2 protein-coding genes are annotated in these 2,252 nt (G+C 73.3%); both read right to left on the bottom strand.

The features are described from left to right. Positions 1-129 precede the first annotated feature (129 nt). On the bottom strand, positions 130-1,299 hold the full coding sequence (gene eboE / locus AOK18_RS29885) for a metabolite traffic protein EboE (protein WP_055696324.1): 1,170 nt from the start codon (positions 1,297-1,299) through the stop codon (positions 130-132). 3 nt (positions 1,300-1,302) lie between these two features. Then, positions 1,303-2,196 carry a TatD family hydrolase gene (locus AOK18_RS29890; RefSeq protein ID WP_055571421.1) on the bottom strand — a complete coding sequence of 298 codons (894 nt, stop codon included), beginning with the start codon at positions 2,194-2,196 and terminating at the stop codon, positions 1,303-1,305. Positions 2,197-2,252: the final 56 nt, after the last annotated feature.

Below are 2,252 nucleotides of genomic sequence, written 5' to 3' on the forward strand. Positions count from 1 at the left end.
CAAGGACGAGGAGGGGGGTGGGGCCGGCGGCCGTGGGTTCCGCGACGGGTTCCGCGGTGCGGTCCGTCACGGGCTCCGTCGCGGGGTGCGTGGCGGGCTCCGTCGTGCGGTCCGCCGCGGGGTCCGGGGTCATGGGAGTTCCTTCAGGCCTAGGTCCGTCAGCAGGTCGCGGGCGAGGGTGAGTTCGGCGGCGATGCCGTCGGCGAGCTGGGCGCGGCCCTTGGGCCGCAGCTCGGGCGGGAGGGCCTGCCAGGTGTAGGTCTCGACCTCGAGGTGGCGGGTGAGGGGGTGCGGGCCGCCGACGAGCCGGGTCAGGGCGGACTTCAGTACGGGCAGCGTGGAGGTGAGGGGTGCGGCGGGGGCCGCGTGCAGCGGGACGTGGAAGTGGGCGCGCCAGGGCGCCCCGTCGGGCAGGGTGTCGCCGGCCAGGGCCTCGCCGAGGTCGTCGGTGCCGCGCAGTCCGGCGGCGGTGGACGTGCGGGTCTGGTGCAGGAAGCGGGGTTCGGCGAAGGCGCGCAGGGCTTCGCGGACCTCGGGCAGATGGGGGTGTTCGGCGTGCAGGGCGGCGGAGAGCTGGGACTTGACCACGGGGACGCCGGCCCGGACGAGGTCGTCCAGGGCGGTGTGCGGGTCCTCGAAGGAGGTGGCGAGGTGGCAGGTGTCGACGCAGACGCCGATGCGGTCGTGGCCGACCGCGGTGAGCGGGCCGATGGCGTCGCGGGTGGTTTCGACGACGCAGCCGGGTTCCGGTTCCAGGGCGATGCGCAGGGAGCGCCCGGTCAGCTCCTGGAGCGCGTCGAGGCGTTCGGCGAGGGTGCGCAGCGCGGCGCGGGAGGCTTCGGCGCGTTCCGGGCCGTGGGCGGTGCGCCAGGCCAGCGGCAGGGTGGAGATGCTGCCCTCGGACACGTCGTCGGGGAGCAGTCCGGCGAGGAGGCGGGCCAGGGAGGTGGTGTACTCCAGGCGTTCGGGGTCGGCCCAGTCCGGTGTGTAGACGCGGTACTTGACCTCCTCGGCGCCGAATCCCTCGTAGGGGAAGCCGTTGAGGGTGACGACCTCGAGGCCGCGCCGGTCGAGTTCCCAGCGCAGTCCGCGCAGGGCGGACGGGTCGGTGACCAGGGCGCGGGCGGCGTCCTTGGCGAGCCACAGGCCGATGCCGAGCCGGTCGCGGCCGAGCCGGCGGCGGACGGGTTCGCAGTGGTCGCGCAGCTGGGCGAGGACACCGTCGAGGGTCTCGGCGGGGTGCACGTTGGTGCAGTAGGCGAGGTGGACGGTGGACCCGTCGGGGTGGCGGAAGCGCATGGCTCACGCCTCCGCGGCGGTGACGCCGGCCGTCCGCGGGGACTCGTCCTTCGGGACGCCGCGCTGGATGGAGTTGCCCTCGTGGGTGGCCTCGGGGGCGGTGACGTCGAGGGTGAGCCGACCGCTGAGGCCGTAGAAGGCGACGGGGTTGCGCCACAGGACCCGGTCGACGTCGTCCTCGGTGAAGCCTTCGGCGAGCATCAGGTCGGCGACCTTGCGGGTCTTGAGCGGGTCGCTCCTCCCCCAGTCGGCGGCGGAGTTCACCAGGACCCGTTCGGGGCCGTGGGAGCGCAGGATCGCGACCATCCGTTCCTCGTCCATCTTGGTGTCGGGATAGACGGAGAAGCCGAGCCAGCACCCGCTGTCCTTGGCCTCCTTGACGGTGGTCTCGTTGAGGTGGTCGACCAGGACGCGGTCCATGGGCAGCGCGGACTCCCGGACGACGTCGAGGGTGCGGCGCAGTCCGGCGAGTTTGTCGCGGTGCGGTGTGTGCACCAGGGCGGGCAGGCCGTGGTCGGCGGCCAGCTGGAGCTGGGCGGCGAGCGCGGTGTCCTCGGCGGGCGTCATGGAGTCGTAGCCGATCTCGCCGACGGCCACGACGTTGTCCTTGACGAGATACCGGGGCAGCAGGTCGAGGACGGGGGTGCAGCGCGGGTCGTTCGCCTCCTTGGGGTTGAGGGCGAGGGTGCAGTGGTGGGCGATGCCGTACTGGGCGGCGCGGAAGGGTTCCCAGCCGAGGAGGGAGTCGAAGTAGTCGGTGAAGGAGGCCGGCGAGGTGCGGGGCTGGCCGAGCCAGAAGGCGGGTTCGACGACGGCGCGGACGCCCGCCCGGTACATGGCCTCGTAGTCGTCGGTGGTCCGCGACGTCATGTGGATGTGGGGGTCGAAGAGGCGCATCAGGACTCCTTGCCGTGGGGGTCGTCCGTGGTGTGACTCGGGGCGGGGACGGAGGG

The sequence above is a fragment of the Streptomyces prasinopilosus genome, from assembly GCF_001419695.1.
GTDB lineage: Bacteria > Actinomycetota > Actinomycetes > Streptomycetales > Streptomycetaceae > Streptomyces > Streptomyces prasinopilosus.